The organism is Chryseobacterium endalhagicum (assembly GCF_016745235.1).
Lineage (GTDB): Bacteria > Bacteroidota > Bacteroidia > Flavobacteriales > Weeksellaceae > Chryseobacterium > Chryseobacterium endalhagicum.
Window position 1 is genome coordinate 514,164 of the sequence record NZ_JAELVM010000003.1, and the last position, 25,447, is coordinate 539,610.

Here is a 25,447-nt window from a genome sequence, read left to right on the forward strand (position 1 = left end):
TTATAAAGGTTCGAATTCGAAGTTGGTCGTTCCACGGTGTCCGTCTTCGCTTTTCATGGTATTGAATCTTAGTTTAAAATAAAATCCTTCGGCATCTTTAAGAATGAAAAAACGGTCAGCGTATACATGGGGCTGCGGATTGCTCTCCGTCCCTGTAGTTGTTCTCCATTTATCACCCAGTGCTCTCTGATCATTAAATACAAATTTGCTCTGATCAACATCACCTAATTTAAATGCACCGTAAGCCTGATCAAGGTTTCCGGTAGGAGTTACCTGATATACGCCCACTCCATTAAACGTATTCGTCACCACAAAATCTGCAAAGAAGTAGCTTCCCGCACTTACTCCGGGTGCTGTGAACACTTCATTGGTGAAAGTTGTAAAACCAAGATCCCAGTTTTTCTTTTTAGGTTGAATTTTTACAGGTGCCCCGGTATTAAAACTGAAAAAAGTGAAATTATATTCTGTGTCTTTTGGCACTAAATATTCGCTGTAGGTTGTATCGCCTACATTAGCGTATCTTATTTTATAACCGTTCAGGGCTCTTAAAATCTGGATTTTCTTCCAGCCTCTGGCAGCACCGGAAAGACTTACGGATCCCGGACCGATATTGTTGGAAGATGGAATTTCTCTTCCCAGATTTAACAGATATACAGGGTTTTCTGCATCATTCTCCTTAATAGGTTCAATTCCTGACGTCTGAGTAAGGAAATTACCATCAGGATGATCAATATATTTCATATTGGCAGGATTGAATGTTCCTACCATTGCACTTTCCTTAAGGGCTGCTACATCTGCTTCAGTTACTGCTTTGATGTCTTTTGCATTTGGGATTTTGGCTACAGTCATAGCAATAGAACCGTTAATGACCACATGAAAACCATCTCCGGTATAGAATCCCAGGTCCCAGTCTGTTCTTTTATTGGCAGCCTGGTTCTTAAGTTCACTTAGATCTATCCACACCTGATTAGGCTCGGTAGCTCCTCCTATTTCTACTTTTACTACAGACCCGGTAATAGGAGGTGCCGGAACCGGATCTTCGTCAGCCGAAATACAGGACTGTAAAGCAATCGCTGAAAAAAGAGCAAATATTTTTAAATAATTCATAAGGGTAGCTTTTGTTTAGAACTGATAGATTAATCTCGCAAAATAACTTCTTCCGTAGTACAGGTTAAGGCGGTCTGGCGCTGCATTATGAGCGGTTCCTGCCGTTGCGGTCGAATTTAAAGTGGTTACATCAAATATGTTTTTTACGCCCACAGAAAGCTCCAGACGGTCTTTCCAGAATGGCTGGCTTACAATAAAATCCATCATATGGAAATCATCTACTTTTCCAAGTCTGAAACCTTTCGCTTCGCTTTCCAGGACATAATTTCTTCCTGAACCTGTATATTTATAGTATAAAGCAAAACCTGTGTTGATATTTTTTAACTTATAGGTTGCCGAAGCGCCTGCCTGAACCAGATATTGATAATCTGTAGGCGATGTATGATAAAGACTGCTCAGAGCTACGGAAGTTCCGCTTACAGACCCTCTTAAGGATAAGGCCAACTGATCCTTTCTAAAATCTATGTTGGCAGAAAGCAACATATTTCTGTACTTATCCATATTCATGAACTTGTAGGTAGAAGGATCTTTCACCAGTACCATTTCTATCCGGTCCTGTACATCTAAATATAATGCATTAACGCTATAGGCAACTTTCCAGTCTCTCATTGAAAAATTCTGATCCCAGAAAGCTCCGGCTGAAAAACCTTTTTCAGGATTCAGATCAGGATTTCCCTGTACATCGTGATTGATATTCACAAAATAGGTATAGAGCTCATCATAGGTAGGAAACCGGTTTGCGGTTCCTGCTACAGCTCTTAAATTAGAATTTTCAGAAGTTTTATATCGTGCAGAAAGTGAATAATTAAACTGGTTATCAAAATTCTCGCTTACAGAAAGCCTGGCTCCCGGTCTTAATGAGAATTTATCTGAAATATTCCATTCCGCTGAAAGGAAATTGGAGTAAGTAAAAATCTTTCTTTTCACAGCATTACCAAAGAAATCACCTGCAATGAGTGCGGCATACCCATTGGTATAATCCAGTTCGTAACCCAGCTGGAAGTCAAATGTTTTGTTATTCAGGAAATTGCTGAACATTCCTCTTGAATAGATCACATCCGTTTTGTAATAGGATTGTTCATCCCTGCTGATGCGCACTGATCTGTTTGGAATATCATAATTATAATCCTGGTATTTTCTGTCCTGATTCTGGTAAGAAAAATCTCCCATATATTTGATATTCCCGATATTGGTCTGAATATTAAACTGATGAGCCCATCGCTTGGTATTGAATTCTCTGTCGATACTTTCGTAAAGTGCTCCTCCCATTCCATCGTTCAGCGGAATCCGGGCTACTTCCGGATTGTAGAAATTAAATTTTTCATACAAATAGGAAAGTTTATAGAAAAACGTTGTTTTATTTTTTGAATATTTGATAAGTGCTGAGGCATCGTACTGATCTTTAGGATTCCAGTCAAAGCCTCTTTTATTATCTCTTTCAAAGTATTTATATCCTTTGCTTTCCCCTTCATACCCCATAAACTGGTTGTGGTTGAAGTTGATATTGGCAAACCAGTTGTCACTGATATTATAATCAAAATTAAAGTTCTGGATATGTCTGCCGTTTCCTTTTTTCTTTAAATCGTAGTTATCTCTAACGCTTTCCTCCTGAAGAGATGCTCTGAAACTAACTTTTTTACTGCTGCTTTTCCTGGTGATAATATTGATAACTCCGGCCACGGCCCCGTTACCATATTCTACGCCCATACTTCCCTTTACAATCTCAATTCTTTCTATATTATTCAGTGAAAGTTTGGTCAGGTCTATATTACTTCCCAGCCCTGTATCCCCTACTACCGGGATATTATCAATCAGTACTTTTACATAACTTCCATTCAGTCCCATCATATTCGCTGTAGAATTTCCGGAGCGGGTGTCTGGAGTGATCTGTATGTTAAGACTTTGATTTAAAACATCCGCTACATTGGTAGCCGCCATATTTTTAATCTGCTGGGCATCTATCACTTCAACTTTATATATTGATTTGTTAATCGACTGCTGCATATACTGTCCGGTAATAACAACTTCCTCTATTTTATTTTTATTAAGAGAATCTTTTTCTTGTGCATTCATCCAAAAGGCAATGGATAATGATAGAACGGAAAGCACTTTCTTCTTCATAGAGTAAAAATTTTCGCAAATATAATGCTTTATTTAGAATAGTTAAAAATAAATACTTATTTTTGTAGAACAATTCTAAATAAAAATAACGTTATGAAATTAAAACTACTTTTAGGAACATTGATGTTAACGGCTTTCACAGCGAATGCACAAGTAGCCACGCTTAATGAGAATTTCAACAACTTTACACTTGGAAATACCACTTTCCCACAAGGGAACTGGTCTGCAGTAGTAGCTCCGATTACCGGATCATTTCCACCTGTATCTCCAAGAATGATTGTAGCTGCCCTTGATACTGACAACTCACAGAGATTTATCCAGTCCTATGCCGGAAATAATGCAACAACTCCTTCCTATCTGATTTCACCACAAATTGAAACTCCGACAGGAAATAAGACCCTTACATTTAAAACTACGCTGGTATCTCCATCTCCCGGCCCGGGAACCATTCAAATCGGAGTGGCTTCAAGCCCAACGGATATGACGACATTCGTACCGGTTGGAAACCTCATTAACGTTACCACCATTGGAACTGTACAAAATATCAGTGTAAATATTCCTGCTTCTACAGGTTCTTATATTGTTTTTAAATTTACTCCGTCCGCTACACACGTTGCTATACAGGTAGACGATGTAGTATACAATACTTCTACTACACTGGCGGTGAATGATATTGCAAAATCAAACGAGAACTTGAAATTTGCAGTAAATTCAGACAATACCGCTTTGGAATTCGTAACGAAATCAGAGCCTAAAAATATCGAAATCTATTCTGCTGCAGGGCAAAAAGCTGCGGAAGGAAAATTAAAAGGACAGAAATTTGATATCAGCGGACTTCATGCCGGTGTTTATTATATGCTTATTGAAACTGCAGAAGGCACAGCAGTAAAATCTAAGTTCATTAAGAAATAAGGTTTATTAGACAGTATACCTTTATAAAGCCGGCTGGATATCGTTCAGCCGGCTTTTTTATGTCTGAAATTGTCATCTTTTAAGATAAAACACGACAAATATCATGTTTTTATTTAGAATCATTAAAAATAATTATTTACTTTTGTGGAATCATTCTAAATAAGAATCTAAACAATCAGTTATGAAAACAAAACTATTATTGGCTTCGGTACTTGCTCTTTCTGTTCAGCAGACTGTTTTGGCACAGACTGACGCATTGGGATACACGCAGGCAAATATGACGATGGGACCTTCCTACCAAAATCGTGTGTTTTTTAACCTTGCCAATGGCAATATGGTTTCTCAGCAGGCTAATACCTGGGATGTAGCTTTTTACAGAAACTCCAATTATGCATTTGGAACAAGAATCAATGATGCGCTTAATATTGAAGTATACACAGCATCTACTACTCTTGCAGACTGGGACAACATTAACATCAGCAATATAGCAAGCTGGGGAGCTCCGCTTTACAACCCGGATCAAACAACTGATCTTAGCAAGGGAGCTTTTGAACAGGGGCCTATTACCCATGCTACTCTTCCTGCAACAGGCTGGGGTGTATACAATTCTATGACTCATCATATTGAAGGAAAGGCCATATTTGTACTAAAATATACTACATCCAATACGTATGTGAAATTTGCCATTGAAGATGCTTTTGGCGGATATACCTTTAAATATTCCAAGTGGAACGGAACCGCATGGGGACCTACTGAAACAAGAACCCTTGCCAACGGATCGGATGATGCTTATTTCAACTATTTCTCCTTCACAACAGGAGCAAAAGTTCCTGATATGGAACCTTCAAAAAGTGCGTGGGATTTCATGTTTACAAAGTATTACACGTTCTACAACAACATGATGATGTATCCGCTTACAGGAGCTATCCAGGGACCCAGTGTAAAAGTAGCGAAAGTTCAGCCTGAAACTCAGGCAACAGCAACATTTGCAACGCCTGCGGATACCAGCTTTTCTTCAAATATCACCACTATAGGCCACTCATGGAAAGGTATCGGAAACGTTTACAGTGACGTAGTGTATTATGTGAAAAAAGGAAGTGATTATTACAGAATGTACTTCACTACCAATGGAGGAGCGACTACCGGAGATATGTATTTCAAATATAAAAAGATCACAGCGACCTTAGGAATAACGGAAGTGAGCAAAAAAGCATCATTCGGAATTTATCCAAACCCTACGGCTGCTGACAAAAAAGTGACTGTTTTGTTTGATGTGAAAGAAAAAGCTGACAACAAAGGAAGCATCGAGGTGTATGATCTTACCGGTAAAAAAGTATATACTTCAGAACTGACCAATCAGTCAGGATTCTACAAGCAGGATCTGAACTTATCCCATCTTACTTCCGGAAATTATCTGGTAAAAATCAGTTTCGGAGGAAGTACGGAAACCAAAAAACTTATTGTAAAATAAACTCAAAACTTTAATACTTTCTATTTTTTCTAATCAAAAGGCGGTCTCAGATTCTGAAACTGCCTTTTATTTTTTTTAAATTAGATATTAGAGGTTAGATTTTAGATATTAGATTTGGTACTGATTAAAATCTCCCGTAATATTTAAATACTTAAATCTTTAAATTTTCAAAAATCAATAAATCTTAAACCCCTTATACACTTCCACAGCGCTCTCCATCATTTTTGAAGCATCTCTACGGAAGTCCAGCAAATGATCCTGTCCGTTGTGTCTGTTGTGATGGTCAACGCTTTCCCAAAGTTCAACCAGAAAGAAAGTTCCTTTATTGTCTTTGTCCTCAATAAGGTCGTACTGAAGGCATCCTTCTTCTTTTCTCGTCTCTTTTACAAGGTTTTGAAAAAGTTCCACAGCGTCCATCAGATAGTTTTCATTAAACTTAAAAAGCGCTACGATATGTAAATTCATGTTCTGTTATTTAGAGATGTAAAAGTATACTATTTTCAAAACCGAAAGCATTTTTGAGGCTTTATTTTTACACAAAAAACATTATTTTTTATTTAAAAACTGATTTATAAATAGTTATACAGCTCATGACAATAACCAGGATTCCGATCACCAGAAACATCTTTTTTACAGGGAGCTTTGCAGTAAGCATCGCTGAAAATGGAGCTGTAATAATCCCGCCAATCAGAAGGCCGAGAATAATATTCCAGTGCTGAATTCCGAGGGTGAAGAAAAAAGTGACTGCGGCTGTTATGGTCAGGATAAATTTTGCCACTGTAGAACTCCCTACTGCAAATCTCGGGGTAAATGCATTCTTGATCAGTGTTCCGGTCACCAAAGGGCCCCAGCCTCCTCCCGCAAAAGAATCGATGAATCCTCCGATCACTCCCAGTCTGGTAAGATTGGTTTTCTTCTTCATCGCGCGGTTCTGTTTTTCTTTAAACGCATTGGAAAGAATCTGAATTCCCAGATAAAGGGTATAAAATGCAATGATTGTTTTGGTGATTTTGGCGTAATATTCACCTAAATACGTAAGACTTACCGCTCCTATAATGGCTCCGATCACTGCCGGAATGGCAAGCTTCTTCACTAAACTTTTGCTGACATTCTTAAGTTTGATATGGCTTATACTTCCCGCAGCGGTTGTAAAACTTTCAGCAGAATGGATACTGGCACTTACAATATGAGGCGGAATATTCAGAAACAGCAGCGTGGTAGTACAAATTACGCCATACCCCATCCCCATTGATCCTGCTACGATCTCTGCAAAAACTCCAACCAGCATCATCCAGTAAAAAATATAATGGTCTTTGGCCAGAATATTCAGCAGTTCATCCAGATAGCCCATTTCGTACATAGATACAACACCAATCAACAGTATTGCAGCCGTAACAAAGAACACATTGAGTCTTATCTGAATTTTTCTTGAAATAATCATATGCAATATCAAAACTTTTAAAACGTTCCCGCAGCCCGTTTCAGGTGAGTGAATCATTTGGAGTACTGCAAATATCAAATAAAAATATTACCCTACCAAAAAAGTAGACTAATTATTCAAAAAAAAGGACCAGGTTAATCAACCAGATCCATTAAAGTTTTTCTCTCAAGAATATTCAGTGAGGCATCCCGGACTTCAATCAGTACGTCATGCAGGCCGCAGTGGTCTTCATTGCAGTCTTCGCATTTTTCATAGAAGTTTAAACTTACGCATGGAAGCATCGCAATGGGACCATTAACCAGACGGATAATTTTTGCGAGTTTCACATTTTCAGGGTTTTCCCGTAAGAAATAACCTCCTCCTTTTCCTTTTTTACTGTCAAGGATGTCCGCTTTTTTCAGTTCCAGCAGAATATTTTCTAAAAACTTCAAAGGGATCTTCTTATGTTCCGCAATTTCGGATATAAGGACCGGGCCGTCATTCCTTTTCTCTACAAGGTATGAAAGCGCTTTGAAAGCATATTGGGATTTTTTTGAAAGCATTACAGCAAAAGTAAGAAAATTGTTTGAAATAGATAAATGGAGGAAGCGAAATAGCTTTCTTTGCCTTTTTCCCATTAAATCCTTAAGTTTGTTCCTATGTTCAGTAAACAAGAAGCACAGCAGTTAAAAAAGGAGTTTTGGACGGCTTTTGGAAAATCATTTCCGAGAAAATGGCTCCTGTACGATACCAAGATCAAGGACATGTCATTTAAATTTCATGCCGACAATAAAAAAGCAGAGGTCTCCCTTGATATTGAAATGAAGGATGAGATTTTCCGGAATGCTTATTATGAAAAGATCTGGTCACTGGAAGATATCCTGAAAGATTTTATTGGAGATTTTCAAAAGGAAGAATATTTTACGCTGGACAACGGAAAAATGATCAGCAGGATCTGGGTTGAGAAACATGGTGTTTCCGTATTCAATAAAAATACATGGCAGGAAACTTTCGAATTTTTCCGGGAAAAAATGGATGGCTTTGAGAGATTTTATTATGAATACGAGGATTTTATCAAGGATGTATAGGAAAATAATTCTTTTCAGAACAAAAAAATCTCCGGAAGAACGTTATATGTGATTCAAATAAAACATCATCGGAAGTTTTTTTAGTCATCACAAAGATTGAGTTTAACATTATTGTCTCTTTTTAAGATTTTAAAACCCCTTCAAAAAGGCTCTATATCTCTTTTTTAAGGATTTCGTGATTTTTTTTCTAAAAATTCATGTTAAAAATTTCAAATATTATTCTTTAATTCTCTGATTTTAAATATATTTGAACCTATAAAAAACATCCCCATGAAAATTGAGTATAGAAATGAGAGTTTTAAGCTCGTGGACAGCATCCATGCCTATGGGAAAAAATACAAATGGTACGTCATACAGACAACCAGAATAAAGACCAGATAACTTCATGCAGCGGATAAAAAACTCCGCCTGGGATACCTGCATGATACACTACCGAATTTCTACCGAACTATAAAAAAACGGCCTTAAATTTCAGAATGAATACTTCTGGAAAAGTTTCTGCGTAAAAAACGCATGAAATTCCCAAAGCCAACTTAACCAATTAAAGATAATTCCATCTAAAGGGTGGAGGTTTTCAGGGTTTGTAAGATAACCCCGATTCCCTTTGATATAAACACGATGAAAACACTAACATTAAACGAACTAAGCATGAGAAAAGTATACAAAAACATTTTTGGAGAAGTGATTTCAAAAGCAAAAGCTGAGAAACTGGATGATTATCATCTTTATTATTATGAAAAGGATTCTGATGTACTGAAAGAGATTGAATTTCTCTCAGAAGATGAGATCTACAGCATCAACTACTATATCAGTGATGATGAAAATGAGCAGCAGATTGTAAATTATCTGAAAGAAAAATCTGATCTTTTCGATATTGAAAAGAGAGAATCTGCAGGAAATTTCATTATTGCGACCAACAAAATGTATTCGCTGGCTGTAGAGGATAAACCATTGATTTCAAAAACGGTTTTTTATCAGGATGATCCGGAAAACTTCATCTGCTCCCAGATTCTTGATAACGAAACCCTTCAACCGATTCCGGAAAGAACCACAAAATGCTGGTACACTACTGATGAAAACGGCGAAAAATATGCAGCCATAGAATTCAGCTACCAGGAAGACGGAAAACTTGAACTGGCCATCGACAAAACCCCTAATCCTGAGAATGATCTGGATTGGGAGCACTACGAATACTCCACTTTCAAGAATCTCCAGAATCAGATTGATGCGGATATAAGCTATTATAAAACAGCGGCTTTGCTTCCAAAAACAGCTGATAAAGAACACTAAAAAATCTTACACAAAAATATCAGAATAAAATGCCGGGTTTAAGAGCTTCAACACTTTTAAACCCGGCATTATTATTTATTATTAACATTCAATGACGTAATAAATCTGCTGTACCGGCTGTTATACTATTAAAAGACATATGAAAAAAAATCTCTTACTTATTTTTGTCTATGCTGCTTTAACATCCTGTAACTCATTAAAAGTCAAACCTATTCAGCCCCATATAAAAGATTCGCTGAATACAGAAATAAACGCTTTATACCAGCAGGGAATTTTCAACGGGTTTGCTGTTTCCATCGTTGATGATACCTCAACGCTCTATCAGCAGGGATTTGGTTTTTCAGAAACAAAAAGTAAAAAAGCCTACACCAATCATACTCTTCAGAATATCGCTTCTGTCTCTAAAACATTTGTTGGAATTGCCCTTCTGAAGGCTCAGGAACTTGGAAAATTCCATTTGGATGATCCCATTCAAAAGTATCTGCCCTTCAAAGTGGCCAATCCCAATTTTCCACAGACTCCTATTACCATCCGCCAGCTGGCAGCGCATACTTCTTCAATTACCGACAATGAATTTTATCTGTCCAAAACCTATTATCTGAAACCGGATCAAAATCTGGCCGGTGCTAAGCTTAATTTTGATGATGAACAGGTTTTTAACCCTTCCGGTTCCATTATTTCTATGGCTTCATTTTTAGAAAATGTCCTTACAGAAAACGGAAAATGGAACAAAAACAGTTTTTCAGCCCATAAGCCCGGAACTATTTACGAATATTCCAACGTAGGAACCACGCTCGCTGCTTTTATTATAGAACAGGCCACAGGACAGAGTTTCAGTGATTTTACAAAACAATATATTCTGAAACCTTTAAAAATGAATGACTCAGGGTGGAAATTTGAAGAAATTAATTTTTCAGCGTTTTCCCGTCTTTATGAAAATCCTCAAACCGTCCTTCCCTATTACCATTCCATAACGTATCCGGATGGAGGCCTGATCACCAATATCAATGATCTGAGCAAGTATTTAGCTGAACTGATGAAAGGGTATAACGGCAAAGGAACTTTACTAACCTCGGAAAGCTATAAAGAATATTTTAAACCACAGCTTGCTGCCAAGAATTTTACTGAAAGAAATGAGCAGAATCCCTACAGTGAATCCTACAATACAGGAGCTTTTATCGGATATGGTTATACCGGATTTATAGGCCACACGGGAGGAGATCCGGGCGTGATGTCCATCATGTTTTTTGATCCGAAGAATAATCTGGGGCGGATTATGGTTTTTAATACCAATTTTTCAGATAAAAAAGGAAATGATGTCTTTTATGGGATATGGAATGTGCTTGAGAAATACCAGGGTAAGCTTAGTAAATAAGCTGCTTTTATTTTTTATCGCAAAGTAAGACAAAGATTTGTTATGTGATGAAAATTTTAAGCTAAACAATGGCGCTGACGCTTATCAGAGAAATACAATGACAAAAAAAGAGGCTGTTGAAACAGCCTCTTTGTATTATCCAAACTTCCTTTTCCTCATCCAGAAGAACAATCCTCCCAGCAGTCCGATTACTGCCAAAGGAAGCAGGAGGTTAAGCCACTGCCAGTTTGTTTTTTCTTCTGTGATTCGGTTTCTGTCGAGAAGTCTTTCTTCAATATTTCTGTTTCGGAGCGCCATCAGGTTGCTGTCGTCCAGAAGATAATCCAGGGCATTTCTCAGAAACTGTTCGTTTCCAAATTCCTGGTTGGTCAGGCGGTCAATTCCCATCGGAAGCGGCTCGCCTTTGTGTATTTTATTTCTTCCGACATCTCCGTCAGCAATCACGATCATTTTATTTTCAGGGCTCTGGTTTTTGAAACCGGGATAGCCTTTTCTTTCAATTCTTGATGCGTAAGCAGAGTTAAATTTCCCTTCCAGTGCCACGGCAAAGATTTTTGGTGTGCTTGGTTTTTCCATCTGTCCAAGACTGTCCACACTGGCAATTTCTTTCAGATCCACATAGTTCGGAACCTGCTTCAGAAGGGTTCTTTCACTGGATTCAAAAAGAACATTGGTTTTAATATTTTTTCTTCCGCCCAAAGTATCAATAGACGTCGGGAATTCAAATTTTACCGGATTGATATTTTTCGTAATGGGGTTATCATTTTCAGCAATTCCCAATGGAAAGTACGGCCATGGCAGACTCGTATACTGCGGATTCCCTCCTACTTCACCGGTTACCAGTTTCAGCAGGGCAAATTTCTTCACATCCTTTACCAGCGCAGGATTGATCCTGATTCCGTAATTGAAAAAGAAATCTGTCATATTGATATCTACAGGGAAAGGCATCACTTTCTGAGACCTTGTCAGCGTATCCATTTCAGCGTTCACGGCATCGATCATCCAAAGTGTTTTTCCGCCGTTCATAATAAACTGGTCAAGGATCACTTTTTCGTTATCTGTAAATGCTTTTCTAGGTTTTGCAATCACCAAAGCACTCATCTGCTTCAGCAAAGGAAGATCTTCCAAAGTAAGCTCTGTCTGGTTTTTCGGAATCACAGGACCGGCATCATAATTTTCCATGGCCAGCTGCATAAATCCGTGGAATTCTTCAGGGCTCAGTTCATCATGATTCACCAGAATTCCTACTTTCTTTCTTCTGTCGGCTGCAATATTTTTGATATTGGAAACAAGGCTGTATTCCAGACCTTCTATCGATCTTGTGAGCTGCTGATCTGCATCTATTCCGGCCTGCTGTACCACCAAAGGTATAGAAACTCCCCTTTTGTCATACTTTATAACCGCATAAGGAAAAAGGGTGATCTGTGAAATTTTTCCGTCTTTGATATCAGGAAGAACCGAAGGCTGCATTCCCATAGCCATCAGCGTGTCCTGAGACATTTTGGTTTTAATAGGATCTATGAATTTAAAATCGATCTTCGGATTGATCTTTCTGAATTCTTCCAGCATAAATTTGGTTTCATTCTGAAGCTGTTTAAAGCTGGCCGGAAAATCACCTTCAAGGTAAACATCTACGGTAAGCGGCTTTTTCACAGACTCCAGTACTTTTACCGTGCTTTCAGAAAGCGTATATCTTTTTTCTTTCGTTAAATCTAATCTGATTCCGGAATACGTAAGCAGGATTACCAAAGGAACCACTGCGATTAAGAAAATTCCCAACGGAGATTTTATATTGAACTTCTTCATGATGCTACTTCTTTTTGGTGATAAAATGGTTGGACAATAATAACGTTGCACCAATGATCAGGATAAAATAAGCTACATCCTTAAAATCGATAAGTCCTCTTGTAAAGCCCAGGAAATGCTGGTAGAATCCTATATTCTGAAGGATAAAATCTGCCCCGCCCAACAATTTATAGCTGGCCAGCTGCTCTATTCCGAAGTACATGATGAAACACATGAAAACGCCCAGCAAATAAGCCATGATCTGGTTCTGCGACAATGAAGAAGCCAGAATTCCTACTCCTGCAAAAGCTGCAATCAGCATAATCAACCCGATATAACTTCCGAAGGTCATCCCAAAATCAATATTCCCGGCAGGAACACCAAGTACATAAATGGTATAAAGATAAATCAGTGATGGAATAAGACATAAAACTCCAACGATCCACACTGAAAGGAATTTCCCTGTCACGAGTTCTGAAACTTTTAACGGCTGTGAAAAAAGCCAGTTCAGGGTCCCCGTCTGCTGCTCTTCTGCAAAGGTTTTCATAGAAAGTGCAGGAATAATAAACATCAGCAGCCATGGAACGAGTACGAAATAGCTCTGTAAAGAAGCCATTCCGATATCGAAAATATTGGAATCATTTTCGAAAAAAAACAGGAAAAGAGCGGTTATCAGACTGAATGCTGCGATGATCACCCAAGCGCTCCAGTTTCCAAAGTAACTCCAAAGTTCCTTTTTTAAAATTGCAATCATAGTTTTTTTGTAAAATGTAAAAAGTAAAATGTATTTATGTAAATATCCTACTTAGAACAATTATTTGTTTTTTTTATTCTTATTAACGAGTTTAACGGTCATCATGATCAGAAATACAAGAACGAAAAATCCGGCGATTAATTGCCACCAGTACTCAATGACCGATGATTTCAGAATTACGGTGAAAACAACGAGAAACAGAAGGAATGTCGCAATTTCGTTAGCCTGTCTCAGCTTGATATTGGGTGTTTCTATGGTATTGCCGTTCAGTTCTTTTAATTTCAATACTTTTTTCCAGCACCAGTAATGATATACCGCAAGGCCGATCAGAAAGGTAAGTTTAACGTGGAACCACGGCATTTTCATCAGTCCGGTATTCAGAAAGATCATGACAATTCCGCAAACCGCCATAATCACTCCTGCCGGAACCGTAATAATATTCCAAAGCCTCCGGGCCATGAAAGTATACTGTTCTCTCAGGATCTTCTTTTTCTCTTCTGCAAATTCATCGGTATCCTTGTAGTAAACGAAAATTCTTACGAGATAAAAAATTCCCGCAAAATAGCTTACCATAAAGATAATATGCAGTGCTTTGATTATTGTGTAAAGCATTTTTTAAAATAATGGCAAATATAATGTTAATAACAAAAATATCTGATAGAAATAATGATAAAAATGCTTCGGCTGCGTTCTGCGTGACCTCAATTGTGCTGACATTTTTCATTCTGTTAAAATCCAAACGTAAGAATCGGGTCATGCTGATCGAAATCGAAGCATTTGTATTTTGTTTTTTACTTAAGAAATCACACCCAGCTCTTTTCCTACTTTCTCAAAAGCAGCAATAGCTTTATCAAGGTGGGCTCTGGTATGGGCAGCGGAAAGCTGCACTCTGATCCTTGCTTTTCCTTTCGGTACTACAGGATAGAAGAATCCGATTACGTAAATGCCTTCATCCATAAGCTTTTCGGCCATTTTCTGGGCAAGAGGTGCATCGTAAAGCATCACCGGAACAATGGCAGCATCACCTTCAGGAATATCGAATCCTTTGGCAACCATTTCTGTTCTGAAATATTCTGCATTTTCCATTACCTGATCACGAAGTGAAGTATCCTCAGAGATCATATCCAGAACTTTCAAAGCAGCTCCCACGATCCCAGGCGCCAGTGAATTTGAGAATAAATACGGACGGGAACGCTGTCTCAGCATATCGATAATCTCTTTTTTACCGGAAGTAAATCCTCCCAAAGCACCTCCTAAAGCTTTTCCTAATGTAGAGGTGATGATGTCTACTCTTCCCATCACTTCATTCGCTTCATGGGTTCCACGGCCTGTTTTCCCGATGAAACCTGTCGCGTGTGAATCATCAACCATCACTAAAGCATTGTATTTATCTGCAAGGTCGCATACGCCTTTCAGGTCGGCAACAATACCATCCATAGAGAAAACCCCGTCGGTAACGATGATCTTGAAACGGTGATTCTTTTCGGAAGCCGCAATCAACTGAGCCTCCAGATCAGCCATATTATTATTTTTATAACGGTATCTCGCTGATTTACATAAACGTACCCCGTCAATAATGGAAGCATGGTTCAGTTCGTCTGAAATAATTGCGTCTTCTTCTGTAAATAAAGGCTCAAAAACTCCTCCGTTGGCATCAAAACAGGCGGCATACAGAATAGTGTCTTCAAGGCCCAGAAAATCTGCAATCTTTTTCTCCAACTGCTTGTGAATATCCTGAGTTCCGCAGATAAAACGTACGGAAGACATTCCATAACCATGAGATTCTATCATATCCTGAGAGGCTTTCATCACCTCAGAATTGTTGGATAAACCCAGATAGTTATTCGCACAGAAGTTTAAAAGCTTCTTTCCGTTGGCTTCAATTTCTGCACTCTGCTGAGAAGTGATGATTCTTTCTCTTTTGTAAAGACCGTCATTTTCAATGTTTTGCAGTTCATTCTGTAAATGTTGAAGATATTTTTCAGAGATCATTTTTTAGTAATTTTTTAGATGTGCTAATTTAATAAAAAGGCTTTAAACTATCAGCTTTTATCCGTTTAATTCTAAAAATGAAGATCAATTTCAGTTTTAACACAATTAGTCTACTAATTTAGTAGGATAATAGTTATATTTGTTCCATAAATTCAGGAATATGAAACTGACTCCGATAAAAAAAGTAAATACGATAAGTTCCCGAAGCTTTATAAAAAACCATATGAAGCCGCGTCTTCCCATCATTATGGAAGATTTTATCGACCCGGAAAGTCCTGCTTTTAAAAAGTGGAATTATGAGTATTTCAAGAAAATTGCAGGGGACCACAGGGTCAATATTTACGGAAGTGAACTGGAATCTCTGGACCGGGTGGCGAGCAGTCCCATCGGGCAGACTACCTTTTCGGAATATCTGGATCTGATCAGCACGACGCCTACAGAGCACAGGCTTTTTTTGTTTAATTTACTCAATATCAGACCGGAACTCAAAGATGACATTCAGTATAATGACGTCACTAACGGGAAGATTTTAAAATGGCTGCCTTTCATGTTCTTCGGCGGTGAAGGCTCCATTACCAGAAACCACATCGATATTGATATGTCCCATGTTTTTCTCACCCAGTTTCACGGGATCAAGAGAATATGGCTTTTTCCGTGGGAACAGTCGGATCTGATGTACAAACTGCCTTATAACTTCCACAGCCTCCCGAATATCAAAGATCCTGATTACAGAGAATTCCCTGCCCTCCTCTATCTGAACGGCTATGAAGCGGTATTGCAGCCTGGGGAAACGCTGTACATTCCTTCCGGCTGGTGGCATTATATTCAATATGAAACTGAAGGATATTCTATTTCCATCAGAGCACTTCCGTCAAATCTCCTGGAAAAATGGCGGGGTTTCAAAAATATGGTCGTCACCCGGAATTTTGACAATATCATGCGCCGGATTTTTAAAGAAAAGTGGTTCAGGTATAAGGTAAAAACGGCCCGTAAAAGAGCTGCCAAAGCTGCCAGAAGGCACAAAAGTTTTTTGATCTGAAATTCTTCAACATATATTTAACCTTAAAATCATTTCAACTATGGAATTACTATATGCCATAACCTCTGCAGAACGTTCTCTGCATTCTTTCTATCCTCTTTTTTATCATCTTTCTTATTGATGATACTCCTGAAAATAACAAAAACGGACCTGCGGCCCGTTTTTGTTATCCTATTCGAAGTATTTTTAATGTTTTAAAAACTTAATATTTTTTTCTTGAACCGTAAAGATATAGGTTCCCGGAACCAGTTCAGCGATTCCAACTGGTTTTCCTGGCTGATAGACATCTTTTCTGATCAATTTCCCGTCCGCAGAATGAATGGAATACTCTACAGATCTGTCGATTCCCTTCAGGTATAATTCATTTTTTGCAGGATTCGGGTATAGTGCAAACTCTTCTTTTTCTACGGAAGATACACTTAATGTATTGTCCTTAACTACGGTAGAGTTTTTATCTAAAATCTGGTGCTCATAGTTGAACTGAACGCTCGCAACAGGGAAAGAAACCGTTTCCAGAAACCCCTGATTGTTAGCGGTATGATTCAGTACAAAATAAGCAACTTCTCCTCCGGTTCCATTAACTTTGATCGGTAAAGGCATTTCAAAAAAACTTACCGAAGAGTGGCTCTGCGTCTGGCCTGCCTTAAAAAGGATCTGATTTCCTGTCTGTCTCCATTTGATCGTATACGTAGGATATCCCTGGCCGTATAACCAGTCATTGAAAAATTCTGTAAAATCTTTTCCTGTGGATTGAAGAAACGAAGCTTTGAAATCTGCTGTACTCGCATACCCGTAAGCTAGATTCGGTCTTGCATGGTAGTCTTTTACGGCCTGATAGAAAGCGGTATCACCTAAGATCCATTTAAGCATTCTTACGATATAACCTCCTTTTGCGTAGGAAAGCCTTCCGCTGAAAATCCTGTTTGAGCTGGACAGTTCTGCATCCGATACATAAGTACTTCCTCCCGGAGAACTTGTAATATTATTTTTCTCACCCAACAGATAATTCATAAACTGGGCATTGCTCATCAAAAGTTTTTCATTAGCCAGATGTTCTCCGAATGTTGCAAAACCTTCATTCAGCCAGATATCATTCCATGTAGCGCAGGTGATTTTATCTCCAAACCATTGATGGGCAAGCTCATGGGCGATAATACCCCTGCTCCATGTACCCATAGAAGACATGGTCTGATGCTCCATACCACCACCCCAGGTGAATTCCATATGGCCGTATTTTTCGTTGCGGAAAGGATAAGGTCCTAAATAGTTTTCAAAGGTAGTCATCACCTGTTTGGTCCACTCAATATTTGACATATCTGTAGCATCAGCGTTGGTAGACGGAAATACATAGTTCACAAACGGAAACGGCGGATTACCTATCGTACTGGTGAGTTTCGTGAAATTGGTAATAGAAAGGGCAATCAGATAAGCGGCTGTTGGATAAGCAGTTCTCCAGAAAGTCAGTTTCTTAGAACCCGGAAGTGTGGTCTCAGACATCAGCTTGCCATTTGCTGCTACATTATATTGAGAGGGAGTTGTGATTTTAAAATCAAATCTTTCAATTTTATCATTTAAGCTCTGCTTGGTCGGGAACCAGTCCTGAGCACCGTAAGGCTCGCTTAAAGTGGAAAGGACAGCTGTTCCGCCCTGATTCCCATTAAAAAAAGCACTGTTAGCATTTGATGGCGCTCCTGAATAGTTGATAGTCAGGGAATCCAATGTGTTGGCAGGAATTGCTGCCGGAAAATCTATTTTCAGTTCTTTTGTAGAAAGCTGCTGGAAACTAAGATTATTCCCATGGTACTTCACCTGAGAAACGGTCAGTACATTTGACAGATCAAAATAAATGCTGCTCATGTTCTGATTCGGCTTAAAGTGAGAAGTCACAGAACCTGAAATATTATAAACGGCAGGATCCAGGGAAATATCCATTCTCTGGTACTGAAGATCATAGTTTAAGGTATTGGGATTCACATTATAAGTGGTCATTTTTTTAGCAAAAGATTTCATTTCTGATGCTATCAGGCCTTTCTTTTCAATATTGTGATCATGTTCATGCTGGCTGTATGCAACCTGTGGAAGCAATAAGCTCAGAATCAGAAGATAAAGTGTTTTCATACCCAAATAAAATTTTACGCTCAAATATAAATAAAAACCTTTCAATCAGGGATTAAAAGGTTAATTTTATTCAAAATGAATTTTACTATAAAAATTTATTTAAATTATTGATTTATTAGAATATTTATTTCGTTTAATTCTCAATAATATATAATTTTTTAAATATCCAATAAGGCGAAATCAATGTTTTAATTTACAATTTTATAACGCCAGGCACCTAATATTAATGATCAATCAGAAAATATATTGCTTTTTTAATATTTAATAAACTTAATATGCTCGTCTTTAATGGTAAAAATATAAGTCCCGGGAACCAATGTTGAAATTCCAATTGCTTTTCCAGGCTGACAGGTTCCTTTGATGACTAATTTACCGTCTGCAGAATGTACAGCATATTCCATAGACCTGGTAATTCCTTTCAGATAAAGTTCATTCTTTGCAGGGTTCGGATATAAGGCAAAATCTTCTTTTATCACAGAATCTACGCTCAGTGTATTGTCCTGAACTACCGTAGAATTTTTTTCCAGAATCTGGTATTCATAGTTGAATTCCACACTGGCAACGGGGAAAGACACTGTTTCAAGGAATCCCTGATTATTTGCTGTATGATTCAGTACAAAATAAGCGGTTTGGCCGCCGGTTCCATTTACTTTGATCGGGAGCGGCATTTCAAAGAAACTTACAGAGGCATTACTCTGCGTCTGTCCTGCTTTAAACAGAATCTGGTTTCCGGTTTGCCTCCATTTAATTGCATAGGAAGGATAACCCTGACCATACAGCCAGTCATTAAAGAATTCTGTAAAATCTTTTCCGGTAGATAATAATAAGGATGCATTAAAATCTGCAGTTTTTGCATAATTATAAGCCAGATTGGGTCTTGCATGATAGTCTTTTACGGCCTGATAAAAAGCAGCATCACCCAAAATCCATTTGACCATTCTCAAAATATACGCCCCTTTTGCATAGGTCAGCCTGTTGCTGAAAATCCTGCTGACCGAGGAAAGATCAGCATCCGGAACATAGGTGGAACCATCGGGAGCAGAGGTAATATTATTAATTTCTCCCAGCAGGAAATTCTTAAATTCCGCAGGGGTCATGAGTAATTTTTCATTGGCAAGAACAGCCCCGAAGGTTGCAAAACCTTCATTCAGCCAGATATCGTTCCATGCCCCGCAGGTCACCTTGTCGCCAAACCACTGGTGTGCAAGCTCATGGGCAATCAATCCTTTACTCCAGCTTCCCATGGAAGACATGGTCTGATGCTCCATTCCTCCGCCGAATTTAAACTGCATATGCCCGTATTTTTCATTTCTGAAAGGATAAGGTCCGAAATAGTTTTCAAAAGTATTCATAATTTCCTTGGTCCATTCAATATTGGACATGCTTACAGGATCTGCATTGGTAGACGGATATACGTAATTGACGAACGGGAAAGGTGGATTTCCTATGGTATCATTCAGCTTCACAAAATTGGTAATGGAAAGGGCAATCAGATAAGCAGCGGTAGGATAAGCCGTTCTCCAGAAGGTTAGTTTCTGGCTGCCGGGAAGAGCCGCTTCAGACATCAGTTTTCCGTTGGCAGCAACGTTATAGGCTGAAGGTGTGGTAATTTTAAAATCAAATCTTTCAATTTTATCGTTCATGCTCTGTTTGGTCGGAAACCATTCCTGTGCGCCATAAGGCTCACTCAAAGTGCATAAAATAGGAATTCCGCTTTGCAGAGTGGTTGAGAAAGCATTTCCTGTTGTAGGTGCTCCTGAATAATGAATGGTCAGGGAATCAAGGGTATTCGCCGAAATAGAAGCCGGGAAATCTATTTTTAATTCCTTGGTAGGAAGCTGCTGAAAAGCGAGATTGTTTCCATGATACTGCACCTGTGAAACCACGAGAATATCAGACAGATCAAAATAAATGCTGCTCATATTCTGATTAGGTTTAAAATGAGAAGTCACAGAGCCTGAAATATTATATACCGCAGGATCCAGCGTCACATTCATTCTCTGATACTGAAGATCATAATTCAGGGTATTGGGATTGATGTTGTAGGCGGTCATTTTCTTCGTAAAAGCATTCATTTCTTTCGCGATGAGCCCCTTCATTTCAATATTTTGTTCCTGGATCTGGCTGTAAAACGGCTGGGACATCAGAAAGCCCAGCATCAGAAGATAAAATTTTCTCATACTCAGAATGTTAGATAAGATCAAAGATAAAAAAAACCTTTTAACAAATTGCTAAAAGGTTTTTTTAAAAGTATATTGTCTGTTAAAGATCCAGAGCCGGCTCAAGGATTTTTTCCATCCTTTTCTTGACCATATCCACAGATCCTGAATAATTATTGACCATTAGGGAAAACACCAGCGTTTTTCCTGAATTCGTTTTTAGGTATCCTGCCAGGGTTTTTACTTTATTTAAAGTTCCTGTCTTGGCAAAAACCTGTCCGTTTCCGGTTCCGATGAACATTCTCTTCAAAGTCCCGGACTGTCCTCCTACCGGAAGTGAAGTGAAATAGGTTTTATAATATTTTTCATCCATCAGCGAAGTTAAAAACTTCACCTGGGAAATAGGTGTTACGTTATTACCTCTTGAAAGTCCGCTTCCATCCATATAATTCAGGCCTATCATATCAAAGCTTTCGTCTTTCAGGTGATTGGTTACGACCATTCTTCCCGATTCTGAAGTCTGATCCCCTAATTTCTGGAAACCTACTGTTTTCAGCAGAGCTTCAGCCAGTGAATTGTCACTGTGCTGGTTGGTATAGTATACAATATCACCTAAAGTAGGAGATTTATAGGCAGCAACCAATTTTCTGCTTTCAGGAGCTGCATCTGTCATTTTAGGCGTTACTTTACCGGTTACTCCAATTCCGCTTTTTACCAGCGTCGTTCTGAAAGAATTGGCAAGGTAAGCCGGAGCATCAGGAAGTTTTGTGGTAAGGATACCGTCTCCGTCATACTTTTCTGCGTACACCGTCTGTTTTACATAAGGAGAAACGTAGAAATATTTTTTGTCAGAAGAAAACCCTGATTTTTTCACGATCAGCTTTTCGTTGGCAGGATTGATCTCGCGGGTAGTTCCTACAGGCAGATAGTAATTATTGTTTTCAAGCCATACAACATTTTCCGGAAGCACTGCAATATTGCCTTTGAAAAGCGCTGTCTGAATGATAATATCACCATTTACCTTTTTGATACCTTCGCGGGAAAGTCCGCTCATGAAGTCTGAAATAATGTCTCTGTAAGACCATGCTCCTGCTTTATTGGTTCCCAGTGAAGGGTCGCCGCTTCCTACTACATACAGATTTCCGTTTAAAGTTCCATTCTCGTCCACAGTTCCCGAATACTCCAGCTGAGTCATCCAACGGTAGTTTTCGCCCAGAATATTCAGGGCTGTTTCCGTGGTTAACAGTTTGGTCGTGGAAGCCGGAACTAAGGGAGTATTTTCATTGTACGAAGAGATTACTTTCTTCGTTTTAGGATCGTACACTACGAATCCCCAGGATGCATTTTTCAGCACAGGATCCGCCATCATTGTGTTTACATTAATATCTACAAGTTCTTTGGCAGACAAAATCGTTTTCTCCGCTACGGAAGTAACGGGAGAAGGAAGATTCAGAGAATTTCTTTGATTTTCGTAAGCCTGTGAGTAAAGAACTGTAGAAACGGTAGATTGAGCAAGGAAAAACCCAGAAGCCAATACCGCTACACCTGAAATATATTTTCTGTAATTTACCATCTATCTTTTTTTGGTTCCATAGTTTGACACAGTAAAAAGTGATAAGTTAAATCACCCGATTAAAGAGTCAAACACTTAATCAACGACCAAATGTAGAAATTATTGTGAGAAAAAGGATCACAGGGATCTTATAAAAGACCGTAAAGTTTGTTAAAAATTGTTAAAAATCTACAAAAACATCTTTTTTAATACTTTGATAAGCAGTGATTTCATCGAATTCATTCAAACTCAGCAAAACCATTTTTTTGAATTCATCATACTTTTTACCACGTGGAAGTTTAAGCATAATCTGGAACTGATATAAATTATTCAGCCTTGCGATCTGGGCTCTTTCCGGTCCCAAAACACATTCTTCAGGAAGATATTTTCTAAGAATAGATCCTAAAAACTGAGAAGCACGGTTTACTTTGTCTTCTTTTCTGTGTTTCAGCTCGATCATAATCAGCTTTGTGAATGGCGGATAGTGGAATTTCTGCCGTTCGGTAAGGATGTATTTATAGATCTTGGCAGGATTATTCATCTTGATCAGCTGGAATACGGAATGATCCGGATTATAGGTCTGAATTAAAATTTTTCCTTTTCCGGACACTCTTCCCGCTCTTCCGGATACCTGAGTGATCAGCTGGTAAGCTCTCTCTTCCGCCCTGAAATCCTGTACATACAGAAGGGAATCTGCTTTTGGAATGGTCACCAGTTCAATATGATCAAAATCGAGACCTTTGGAAATCATCTGCGTTCCTACAATAATATCCGTTTCCCGGTCTTCTATTTTTTCATAGAGCTTTTCATACGCAAATTTTTTACGCATGGAATCTACATCCATCCGGTCTACTTCATGATCAGGAAAGAGTTTGGACACTTCTTCATGAATCTGCTCCACGCCTACACCTCTTTCGTTCAGGTTTTCCGACTGGCATTTCGGGCAGGATCTGGGCTTTGAAGCTCTCTGTCCGCAGTAGTGGCACTTCATTTCATTGGCAGCCTTATGATAGGTCATCACCACATCGCAATTGGAACAATAGTTCACGTATCCGCAGGTTTCACATTCTATCACATTGGCATAACCACGGCGGTTATGAAGCACAATGGCCTGATTTTTTTCGTCCAGTGTTTTTTTGATCTCATCAATTAAGTGTAAAGAAAAATTCCCTGACACCTTTTTGGATTCCTGGGCTTCTTTAAAGTTGATCAGTTCATATTCAGGCAGATTGACGTTCCCGAACCTTTCGTTAAGGAAAATATATTTTATTTTGTCTTTTCTCGCGTTGTAATAACTTTCTACAGAAGGCGTTGCGGAGCCTAAAATCACTCCGGCTCCGTAAAAATTACCCAGCACCAACGCAGCATCTTTTGCATTGAAATAGGGTGAAGCTTCTCTGGGCCTGTATGCAGAATCGTGTTCCTCGTCTACCACAATAAGTCCTAAGTTCTGATAAGGCAGAAACATGGCATTCCGGGTTCCGATAAGAACTTTAATGTCGTTCTGTGTAATTCTCCTCCATACTTCCACGCGCTCAAAATCCGTCAGTTTCTGATGGTAAAAACCAAGCTGCCGCCCATATTTTTTCTCTAATCTCTGGGTAATTTGTTTGGTCAAAGAAATTTCCGGAAGCAGGAACAGTACATTTTTCCCTTCCTGAATGCATTCTTCAATTTTCTCCAGATAAATGTGGGTTTTCCCTGAGGAAGTCACCCCGTGAAGGAGGACATTTTTCCCTTCTTCAAAAGCTTCATCAATCTCAATTTTGGCTTCTTTCTGCTGTTCGGACAGTTCATCCAATTCTTCAATTTCCCCTTCATAGCTTTCAATCCGGTCTTTCTGCATATGGTATTCTTCCACAAGACCTTTGTCCAGTAATCCTTTAAGATGGCTGGCCCCGAAATAATCATCTTCAAACAGGTCTGCCTTTTTGATGGGAGTTTCAGGATGCTCGGTCTGCTTTTCCAGAATCGCCAGAAAAAGATCTTTCTGCTTGGCGGCCCTGCTGAGCTTTACCAGAATATCCGTCAGGTTCTGATTGTTCAAAACCCCATCACTGATTTTTACGTAAGCAACTTCTTTCGCTTTATATTTCTCAGCAATCTTTTCATCAATTTCAATATACTGAAGATCAATCAGGGAATTGATTGTTTTGATGATTTCTTTTTTGGGAATAAAGGCTTCAATATCGGTAAGATTGATCAGCTGACGTACTTCCAGCGCCTGGATAAGATACATTTCATTGACATCCAGATTTTCAAAGTCAACCGTTATATTGGGCTTTAATTTTAAATAGGTTTCGCTTTCGAGTTTTAAAGAGGAAGGAAATGCAAAGCGGTAAATCTCTCCCAGCCCGCACAGGTAATAGTCTGAAAGCCAGTTCCAGAAACTGATCTGTTCTTCCGGCAGAATAGGTTTGTCATCCAGAATACTGATGACTTCCTTTGCCACAAAGCTTTCAGGAGCGTTATCATGAAGTTCAAATACAATTCCGGTATAAATCTTTTTCCCTCCAAACGGTACCAGCACACGCATTCCGGGCTGAATACCAGGTATCAGCTCTTCGGGAACTTTATAGGTGAAGGATCCTTTTAAATTAAGGGGTAAAACGATTTGGGCGTACTGCACAAGGGAAATTTTTAAAGTGTAAAATTAGATTTTTCCTGAGAGAACTGCAATTTTTTGTTGAGATTGTATTTTGTTGTTTATAATTTCAAATGAAGGTTTAAAAGGGAGTGTTTAAATTTTAAATTTCGGCTAAAGCCATGGGCATGATTTTAAAATAAAACGGGCTAAAGCCCGTTCCTATTGAATATATTGGTCTTCTATAGGAAATTTGGACAGCTCATTTATGTGTGCCTGTTAATTTATTGGTTGAAAAAATATTCCGTGACATGTTACATTAAAATTTATTCCCGCGAAATATGCAGATTTTCATTCTCAACTTTTAAACCATTAAGATTGGTTAAGGAAGGAAGAATAATTAAGGTAAAATCTAAAGATTTTTTAAGCCATACGTCTTAAAGCAAAGCTCACCTTAATACTCTTAAAATCTTAAAGCCTCTTAATGGTTCAGATTTTTATTTCCCACAGATCACGCCGATTACACAGATTGCTGAAATTACAGATATAAAAAAACAGCGTAACCCTCTGCTGAATCTGTAAAATCTGCAAGAGGTTATTGTTTTAAAAGAAATATTCGGGGATATGGTATCATTAAAATTTATTCCCGCGGAATATACAGATTTTCATTCTCCGCTTTT

The 25,447-nt window shown here is 38.6% G+C and carries 19 protein-coding genes; 6 read left to right on the forward strand and 13 right to left on the reverse strand.

All coding sequences use genetic code 11. The features are described 5' to 3' along the window. Both JET18_RS18040 and JET18_RS18045 read right to left on the reverse strand, forming a co-directional pair. Complete coding sequence (locus JET18_RS18040) at window positions 1-1,107, reverse strand: HmuY family protein (protein ID WP_202093385.1); 1,107 nt, start codon at window positions 1,105-1,107, stop codon at window positions 1-3. A 15-nt stretch (window positions 1,108-1,122) separates the two neighbouring features. Continuing rightward, window positions 1,123-3,228, reverse strand: coding sequence for a TonB-dependent receptor plug domain-containing protein (locus JET18_RS18045; RefSeq protein WP_202093386.1), 2,106 nt, complete (start codon window positions 3,226-3,228; stop codon window positions 1,123-1,125). Window positions 3,229-3,321: 93 nt separating this feature from the next. Between JET18_RS18045 and JET18_RS18050 the strand changes: the two genes are divergently transcribed. After that, the gene (locus JET18_RS18050; protein ID WP_202093387.1) at window positions 3,322-4,140 is read left to right on the forward strand and encodes a T9SS-dependent choice-of-anchor J family protein; all 819 of its coding nucleotides are present in this window, start codon (window positions 3,322-3,324) and stop codon (window positions 4,138-4,140) included. A 181-nt stretch (window positions 4,141-4,321) separates the two neighbouring features. Further along, entirely contained in the window at window positions 4,322-5,611 is a 1,290-nt protein-coding gene (locus JET18_RS18055) for a T9SS type A sorting domain-containing protein (RefSeq protein ID WP_202093388.1), read from the forward strand. A 174-nt stretch (window positions 5,612-5,785) separates the two neighbouring features. On the opposite strand, the gene JET18_RS18060 is transcribed toward JET18_RS18055, so the two are convergent. The 3 genes from JET18_RS18060 to JET18_RS18070 form a co-directional block, all read right to left on the reverse strand. Continuing rightward, a complete protein-coding gene (locus tag JET18_RS18060) occupies window positions 5,786-6,076 on the reverse strand; it encodes a putative quinol monooxygenase (RefSeq protein WP_202093389.1) in 291 nt (96 codons plus the stop codon). Between the two features lie 88 nt (window positions 6,077-6,164). Continuing rightward, window positions 6,165-7,052 (reverse strand): sulfite exporter TauE/SafE family protein, encoded by an 888-nt coding sequence (locus tag JET18_RS18065; protein WP_202093390.1) that lies wholly within the window; start codon window positions 7,050-7,052, stop codon window positions 6,165-6,167. 134 nt (window positions 7,053-7,186) lie between these two features. Next, entirely contained in the window at window positions 7,187-7,594 is a 408-nt protein-coding gene (locus JET18_RS18070; protein ID WP_202093392.1) for an RrF2 family transcriptional regulator, read from the reverse strand. A gap of 96 nt (window positions 7,595-7,690) precedes the next feature. Between JET18_RS18070 and JET18_RS18075 the strand changes: the two genes are divergently transcribed. The 3 genes from JET18_RS18075 (at window position 7,691) to JET18_RS18085 (ending at window position 10,784) form a co-directional block, all read left to right on the forward strand. Beyond that, entirely contained in the window at window positions 7,691-8,119 is a 429-nt protein-coding gene (locus tag JET18_RS18075) for a DUF4268 domain-containing protein (RefSeq protein WP_202093394.1), read from the forward strand. A 618-nt stretch (window positions 8,120-8,737) separates the two neighbouring features. After that, window positions 8,738-9,409 carry a hypothetical protein gene (locus JET18_RS18080; protein WP_202093396.1) on the forward strand — a complete coding sequence of 224 codons (672 nt, stop codon included), beginning with the start codon at window positions 8,738-8,740 and terminating at the stop codon, window positions 9,407-9,409. Window positions 9,410-9,548: 139 nt separating this feature from the next. Beyond that, window positions 9,549-10,784: a serine hydrolase domain-containing protein gene (locus JET18_RS18085; RefSeq protein WP_202093398.1), complete on the forward strand. Its 1,236-nt coding sequence runs from the start codon at window positions 9,549-9,551 to the stop codon at window positions 10,782-10,784. A 135-nt stretch (window positions 10,785-10,919) separates the two neighbouring features. Here JET18_RS18085 and gldG read toward each other — a convergent pair whose 3' ends face one another. The 4 genes from gldG to kbl form a co-directional block, all read right to left on the reverse strand. Next, window positions 10,920-12,590 (reverse strand): gliding motility-associated ABC transporter substrate-binding protein GldG, encoded by a 1,671-nt coding sequence (gene gldG, locus JET18_RS18090; RefSeq protein ID WP_202093400.1) that lies wholly within the window; start codon window positions 12,588-12,590, stop codon window positions 10,920-10,922. A gap of 4 nt (window positions 12,591-12,594) precedes the next feature. Then, window positions 12,595-13,323 (reverse strand): ABC transporter permease subunit, encoded by a 729-nt coding sequence (locus JET18_RS18095; RefSeq protein ID WP_202093401.1) that lies wholly within the window; start codon window positions 13,321-13,323, stop codon window positions 12,595-12,597. Between the two features lie 60 nt (window positions 13,324-13,383). Beyond that, window positions 13,384-13,935: a CopD family protein gene (locus tag JET18_RS18100; RefSeq protein WP_202093402.1), complete on the reverse strand. Its 552-nt coding sequence runs from the start codon at window positions 13,933-13,935 to the stop codon at window positions 13,384-13,386. Between the two features lie 183 nt (window positions 13,936-14,118). Then, on the reverse strand, window positions 14,119-15,315 hold the full coding sequence (gene kbl, locus JET18_RS18105; RefSeq protein ID WP_202093403.1) for a glycine C-acetyltransferase: 1,197 nt from the start codon (window positions 15,313-15,315) through the stop codon (window positions 14,119-14,121). A 160-nt stretch (window positions 15,316-15,475) separates the two neighbouring features. Here kbl and JET18_RS18110 point away from each other — a divergent pair, with 160 nt between their 5' ends. Continuing rightward, the gene (locus JET18_RS18110; protein ID WP_202093404.1) at window positions 15,476-16,354 is read left to right on the forward strand and encodes a cupin-like domain-containing protein; all 879 of its coding nucleotides are present in this window, start codon (window positions 15,476-15,478) and stop codon (window positions 16,352-16,354) included. A gap of 186 nt (window positions 16,355-16,540) precedes the next feature. On the opposite strand, the gene JET18_RS18115 is transcribed toward JET18_RS18110, so the two are convergent. The 4 genes from JET18_RS18115 to priA form a co-directional block, all read right to left on the reverse strand. After that, a complete protein-coding gene (locus JET18_RS18115) occupies window positions 16,541-18,472 on the reverse strand; it encodes a M1 family aminopeptidase (protein WP_202093405.1) in 1,932 nt (643 codons plus the stop codon). A gap of 254 nt (window positions 18,473-18,726) precedes the next feature. Continuing rightward, window positions 18,727-20,652, reverse strand: a complete 1,926-nt coding sequence (locus tag JET18_RS18120; protein WP_202093407.1) for a M1 family aminopeptidase — start codon at window positions 20,650-20,652, stop codon at window positions 18,727-18,729. Window positions 20,653-20,734: 82 nt separating this feature from the next. Further along, window positions 20,735-22,204 carry a D-alanyl-D-alanine carboxypeptidase/D-alanyl-D-alanine endopeptidase gene (gene dacB, locus JET18_RS18125; protein WP_202093409.1) on the reverse strand — a complete coding sequence of 490 codons (1,470 nt, stop codon included), beginning with the start codon at window positions 22,202-22,204 and terminating at the stop codon, window positions 20,735-20,737. A gap of 160 nt (window positions 22,205-22,364) precedes the next feature. Then, on the reverse strand, window positions 22,365-24,812 hold the full coding sequence (gene priA, locus JET18_RS18130) for a replication restart helicase PriA (RefSeq protein WP_202093411.1): 2,448 nt from the start codon (window positions 24,810-24,812) through the stop codon (window positions 22,365-22,367). Between the last annotated feature and the right edge of the window lie 635 nt (window positions 24,813-25,447).